This is a genomic window from Gloeomargarita sp., assembly GCF_053491055.1.
In genome coordinates this window covers 1-5,644 of sequence record NZ_JBRCEP010000020.1, presented here as the reverse complement: position 1 = coordinate 5,644, position 5,644 = coordinate 1, and the positions used below count along the sequence as shown (strand labels likewise).

Genomic DNA, 5,644 nt, shown 5'->3' with positions numbered 1-5,644 from the left:
CGTAGGCAATGGTTGTGTCAGCGACTTCGATAATCCAGTAAATATCTGGGGGTGTGGGATGTCCTGCCAGGTAAAAATCATCCCGCCAGCGCACAATGGCTACATCCGGCTGCGGCTCCGAATCTGCCAGGGTAATGGGGTTTTGGATGCGACATCTGGCTTTTTGACCCAAACGCCCAAGTAATAGATAAACAAGGCGGTCAACCCCGGCAGCGTGACGGTGGTTAATGGGCGACATGGTGACCAGTTCTCCGTGAATCAATTCCAACCGGTCATCTGGGGCAAAAATGCCAGCCTCAATCATCCGGTGATATTGCGCGACGGTGAACCGGTGGCGAATCATTTCACAGGTGGACATCAATTGACTCCTTGGGGTTATCGCTAAATAGACACCAACCAGCACTTAGAAATTGCTCTGGCCATATCAGAGCAGTTCCTGTGAATTAATTAGCAAAGCCCTTAGATACCCCCCTCCCCCTGCTTCCAGGGTACCCCCTTTCTCCCTGTTTTCATAAGTATCGGCGGTATCAGCCAAGCGGGTAACGCGATTCGAACGCGCGACATCAACCTTGGCAAGGTTGCGCTCTACCACTGAGCTATACCCGCATCAACCCTAGATTTTTATTCTAACCGTTTGCAACCCCATGTCAAGGGCAAGATTCGGGCAAATCGGCAACACGTGGCAAAGAAGGGGCATAGGGGGAACGCAAAGAACGCACCTGCCGCATGAGACTTGCCATTTCCAGGGCATTCATCGCGTATTCCCAGCCTTTATTGCTTTTGACGCCCGCGCGCTCAATCGCCTGCTGTAAGTTATCTGTGGTGAGAATGCCAAACACGACCGGCACACCGGTTTGCAACCCAATAGCAGCAATGCCTTTGGCAACCTCGGCGGCCACATAGTCAAAGTGGGGGGTTTCGCCGCGGATGACCGCGCCCAGACAAATCAAGGCATCGTAGCGCTGGCTTTGGGCTAATTGATGGGCTACCACCGGAATTTCAAAACTCCCTGGCACCCAAAAATAATCCACCTGCCTGTCCACATCCACCCCGTGCCGTTTCAGGGCATCCCGACAGCCATCGAGCAATTTGCCCACAATTAAGTCATTGAACCGACTGATAACAATGCCCAGCCGGAACCCCTCAACGTTGGTAAAACTGCCCTCAAAAACCGCCATCACACGACCAGAATATCCATCAGGCCAACGGCAAAGACCAACAACATCCAGACCCCCGCTCCCAAGTAGATGAGGCGTTGATACCGCTGCCATTCGCCTGGGGTGGCCAGCACCACCGGTACGGCCACCACCATGATAAACGACAAGACCACCAAAGCTAAGACCAACAACTGAAAGACAAGGGTCATGATTTTTGCTCCCAACACAGCCCATCTATCAGGCTATCAAAAAGTGCGTCCCCTGCAACCCAAACCTCCCCAGCCTGAACAAACGATATTACAATGCTCAATAATTCGTTCATCAGGTGCGTCATGACCGTTTCCCCCGCCTTTTGTCAGGGTATTGACTATTTCGGTGGCCCTTGGCGTCTGTGGTCGGAGTATGCCCACGCAGCCGCTGTCAACCCCCAAACGGGGCGGATTGAAGACCCCCACGACCCCAAAGCCGTGTACCAGACCCTGCTGGCTGCCGACGCCCTGCGTTATTTGGTGGTGCAAATGACCGCCAGCAAGGCTTCGGGACATCCGGGGGGTTTTGCCAGTTGTGCCGAGGCAATGGCAGCTTTGGTCATGTTGGGTTACAAAAATATCCCCACTGAAGTTGGTCACCACGCGCCGGGATTTTATAGCCTGCTGTTTCTCGACGGTTCCCTCGAAAAGATGGGAATTACGACGGTTGCCCAGATGCGGGAGCGGTTTCGGGAACTGCATGGGTTGTTGGGGCATCTGTCGGGGGCGATTCCGGGGGTGTTGTCTCCGGCAGGGCCGTTAGGACAAGGGCAGCATTTTGCCATGGCAGCCGCCTATCTGTATCCGGGGGTGCTTTTCCCGGTGACGATTGGGGACGGGGGGCTGGGAGAACCCTACGTGCTCAGCAGTTTTCACCATTTCCATACGGCGTTTCCCCAGGTGACGAATTTCCTGCCGGTGCTGGTCTGGAATGGCTATAGCCAAGAGCATCACAGTATGGTGGCGACCCTGGATAACGCCCAGATGGAACGGCTCTGGCGCGCCCATGGTTTTACGGAAGTGATTGTGGTGGATGCCAAAGCCTTTGACGACCAGGGACAATCGGGGGATTACGTTGATAGTACGTTGTTTAGCTTGGAACAGCGGCTGAAATTTACCGAGGCGGTTCTTGCGGGGTTGGACCGGGCGGCAAAAAGTGCCTTGGGTGGCAATTTAACCGTCTTTATTCTCAAGCAATTAAAGGGGGCAGGGGTACATGCTCGGGGTGCCAAATCCCACAATTTGTACGCCCAACACACCTTAGACCATCCTGACATTGTCCAGGCGTTGCAACAGCGGGCCTTGCCTGCGGAAGCTTGGGTGCTGGTGCGGGAGAATTTCCAACGTGCAGGGGGCGGGGCAGCGGCGCAGGTGGCGGTGACGGAATCGGTGCGGGCCTTGCCGCCACTCCCCCAATTTACCCCTCAGGTATTTCCGGTGGGGGATAAGCAGGTAGCGACGACGGCGGTGGGCCATCTGGTGGTGCAATTGGGCCAAAGCGACCCCAAGTTTTTGGTGACCAATGCGGATGGCAACGAGGCTTCCGGGATGGCCAACGTCAACCAGGGCTTGAGAATTATTCACCCCACCGCAGATACCTTGTACAACCAATCGCCCCAGGGACAGGTGTATGAACCCTTAAGCGAGGATGCCTGTGCGGGGCTGGCGGCGGCGGTGTGTCTGTTGGGCGGACGTTCCCTGTGGTGTTCTTACGAATCGTTTGCCATTAATGGCTTGCCCATTTGGCAGACGGTGACGCAGGCGATGGCGGAATTGCGGCGACCGACGCCTTCGACGATTGCCCTGTTTACGGCGGGGGCGTTGGAGCAGGGGCGCAACGGGTGGACGCACCAACGCCCGGAGATTGAAGCCTATTACATGGCCTTGATGCACAACGGCAATGTCTATCCCCTGTTTCCGCCAGATGCCAATTGCGCCCAGGCGGCCTATCTCTGGGCGGTGCAGACCTTTAACAAAGGGATTGCCATTTTTGCCAGCAAAACGCCGTTGCCGGTGCGGACGACCTGGGAACAGGCGCAAGCGGGGGTGGAGCAGGGGGCGATTGTGTTGCAGGAAACGCCTGGGGAACGGCTGGTGGTGTTGGCGGTGGTGGGGGATATGATTCTCTTGCCGGTGTTTGCGGCGGCAGCGCAATTGCAGGCGCAGGGGATTGGCACCCGCATTGTCAGTATGGTGAATTTGCGGCGGCTGTGTCGCGCCCAGGATGTGGCTTGGGCCAGTTGTGCGGAGCCGGATGGGCAGTTTATGGATGATGAGACGTTTGCGCGGCTGTTTCATGGGGATGCGTTGTTGGGGATTACAGGCGGGCCGGTGAGTACCCTAGAACCCCTGATGGTTCGTTCGCAGGTGGCGCGGCGGGAAATGCTGGGCTGGCAGCGGGGGGAAACGACGGCTACGCCGGGGGTATTGATGGAATACAATGGGCTGAGTGGGGAGCGTATTGCGCAGCGGGCCTTGGCTTTGTTGGGGTAGGGCATCCAAGGGGTGATGTCAATAGCTGTGGCAATGGCAAATCTATCGGACTTTGCGGTAGGCAACGTGCGTGATGAGAAATTTCATGATGAGAATTTTTTTGCGTTGTAAGGATACATTTCCAAAAATATGGCTTTGCCATGCAAGTTATCTGCATGATTGACTGAGGGGAAGTGGCATTTCACCTGTATCCCATACGGATGAAAACTTGGCTTTTGAATCATCAAGCTTGCCATAGAGGTCTCGCAGGGAGATATTGGCGAACGCGAGACTGTCGCGCCAAACTGTCTCAATTTCTTTGCAAAGACTCTAAAGGAAACCGATAAATTTGGCATTCAGGGCGCCGGGATGGGCTGCCGGGTAGCCTGTAGCGAGAACCGTATTTCCCTGGCGGCCCGGTTCGGCGGGCAAACCAGGGTGGGGGACGGCGTGATCGGCTTCTATGGGCAAAATCCCCTGCTTTGTGTATAGTACAGGCAGGCGCCATTGCGGTAGTTAAACATCGTTGTCAGCAAGGGTTCCCAAACGACGAAAACCAATGGTCAGTCTGGGGATTCGTCGCTAAGCAGTGCCGTTTTGGGGAGTTGTGTATGTCCCGTTATACCGGTTCTTTTCTCCTAGAAGTGCAAGCGGACAATCCCCTGTCCCTCTTGGCGGAGGCGTTGCGGGGGTGTGAGTTGCATGTGGTTTATCGTTCGGACGATTATTTAATGGCGCGGGAGGTGCCCGGCGCGGTGCCCCCGTCCCGGTTTCACCGCTTGGTAACGGCGGAACTTTTGCTGGAACGGTATCCCAATCGGCAGGTGCGGGTGCAAGTGGTGGCGAAAAATGAGGAACTGTCGCTCCACCAGCCCAACCATTGTCAGCAGGTGTTTGAGAAAATTCGGCGGGCAATCAGCAACAGTCACCATTGGGCCTTGCTGGAGTTGGCCGCTTCCTAGGGCGGGTGTCGCTGGGGAACCGGTTCTGCCATCATAGGAACCAGAGTGCCAGCGATTGCCGTGCGGTTACAGCAGGTCATCATCACCTACAAGGCCAATGACCCAGAGAGTAAGCGCTGGGCTATCCGCTGTGAGCAGGAATTGACCGCCCGGGGTGTGCGGGTGTTGATGGGGCCGAGTGGGCCGAAGGACAATCCCTACCCGGTGTTTTTGGCTTCGGCCAATCGCGGGATTGACTTGGCCATTGTGCTGGGTGGCGATGGGACGGCTTTGGGGGCAGCACGGCATCTGGCGGCAGAGGGCGTTCCCCTGTTGGCGGTCAACATCGGCGGGCGGTTGGGGTTTCTCACGGAACCGGCCGAAGTTTTGCACGATACCCAGGCGGTCTGGGAGCGGCTGGAGCAGGACCGCTATGCGGTGCAAAAACGGATGATGGTGCAGGCGCAACTGTTTCAGGGCAATCAGCGACCGGGGGAACCCAGCAGTGAGGTGTTTTGGGCGTTGAATGAAATGGCGGTAAAACCGGCCAGTGTGGAACGGCTGCCCACCTGTGTTTTGGAAATCGAAGTGGACGGGGAAGTGATTGACCAGTACCAAGGAGACGGGTTAATCGTCTCAACCCCCACAGGTTCTACGTCCTATACCCTGTCAGCAGGCGGGGCGATCTTGCACCCAGGCATGGAAGCTATTTCTGTCGTGCCCATCTGTCCTTTGAGTTTGTCCAGCCGTCCCTTGATTTTGCCCCCGGCGTTTGTGGTCAGCATTTGGCCGTTGCAAGACCAGGAGTTGCGCACCAAATTGTGGATGGATGGGGTTTTGGCAACCAGCATTTGGCCAGGGCAGCGGGTGGATGTGCGCCGGGCGCAAAAGGATGCCCAATTCATCATCCTGCAGGAAAATTATTCGTACTACCGCACCCTGCGGGAAAAGTTGCAGTGGGCGGGGGCGTTGGTGCCTTATCCCCGCAACCATCGGGTCTGGTCGTAATCCGATTCACTTTTACGCCCAAGCCCTGTAAGCGATT

At 56.3% G+C, this 5,644-nt stretch carries 6 protein-coding genes and 1 tRNA gene; 3 read left to right on the top strand and 4 right to left on the bottom strand.

The annotated features are described in order from the left end of the window. From ACWISF_RS02045 to psbZ, 4 genes are all read right to left on the bottom strand, one after another. Nucleotides 1-358, bottom strand: a 358-nt coding sequence (locus ACWISF_RS02045; RefSeq protein WP_448379929.1) for a Uma2 family endonuclease, incomplete at its 3' end; no start/stop codon positions are given. 176 nt (nucleotides 359-534) lie between these two features. After that, a tRNA-Gly gene (locus tag ACWISF_RS02040) sits at nucleotides 535-606 on the bottom strand. Nucleotides 607-647: 41 nt separating this feature from the next. After that, nucleotides 648-1,178 (bottom strand): 6,7-dimethyl-8-ribityllumazine synthase, encoded by a 531-nt coding sequence (gene ribH / locus ACWISF_RS02035; protein WP_448379928.1) that lies wholly within the window; start codon nucleotides 1,176-1,178, stop codon nucleotides 648-650. Continuing rightward, on the bottom strand, nucleotides 1,178-1,366 hold the full coding sequence (gene psbZ / locus ACWISF_RS02030; RefSeq protein ID WP_448379927.1) for a photosystem II reaction center protein PsbZ: 189 nt from the start codon (nucleotides 1,364-1,366) through the stop codon (nucleotides 1,178-1,180). Before psbZ ends, ribH begins: the two co-directional genes overlap by 1 nt. 123 nt (nucleotides 1,367-1,489) lie before the next feature. On the opposite strand from psbZ, the gene ACWISF_RS02025 reads away from it, so the two are divergent. The 3 genes from ACWISF_RS02025 (at nucleotide 1,490) to ACWISF_RS02015 (ending at nucleotide 5,607) form a co-directional block, all read left to right on the top strand. Beyond that, on the top strand, nucleotides 1,490-3,679 hold the full coding sequence (locus tag ACWISF_RS02025; protein WP_448379926.1) for a phosphoketolase family protein: 2,190 nt from the start codon (nucleotides 1,490-1,492) through the stop codon (nucleotides 3,677-3,679). Between the two features lie 590 nt (nucleotides 3,680-4,269). Then, complete coding sequence (locus ACWISF_RS02020) at nucleotides 4,270-4,620, top strand: hypothetical protein (RefSeq protein WP_448379925.1); 351 nt, start codon at nucleotides 4,270-4,272, stop codon at nucleotides 4,618-4,620. 60 nt (nucleotides 4,621-4,680) lie between these two features. Next, complete coding sequence (locus ACWISF_RS02015; RefSeq protein ID WP_448379930.1) at nucleotides 4,681-5,607, top strand: NAD(+) kinase; 927 nt, start codon at nucleotides 4,681-4,683, stop codon at nucleotides 5,605-5,607. Nucleotides 5,608-5,644: the final 37 nt, after the last annotated feature.

Excerpts from the sequence above, each read along its gene's own strand:
- ribH (WP_448379928.1), bottom strand. The coding sequence starts at position 1,178 with ATGGCGGTTTTTGAGGGCAGTTTTACCAACGTTGAGGGGTTCCGGCTG.
- psbZ (WP_448379927.1), bottom strand. The coding sequence starts at position 1,366 with ATGACCCTTGTCTTTCAGTTGTTGGTCTTAGCTTTGGTGGTCTTGTCG.
- ACWISF_RS02020 (WP_448379925.1), top strand. The coding sequence starts at position 4,270 with ATGTCCCGTTATACCGGTTCTTTTCTCCTAGAAGTGCAAGCGGACAAT.
- ACWISF_RS02025 (WP_448379926.1), top strand. The coding sequence starts at position 1,490 with ATGACCGTTTCCCCCGCCTTTTGTCAGGGTATTGACTATTTCGGTGGC.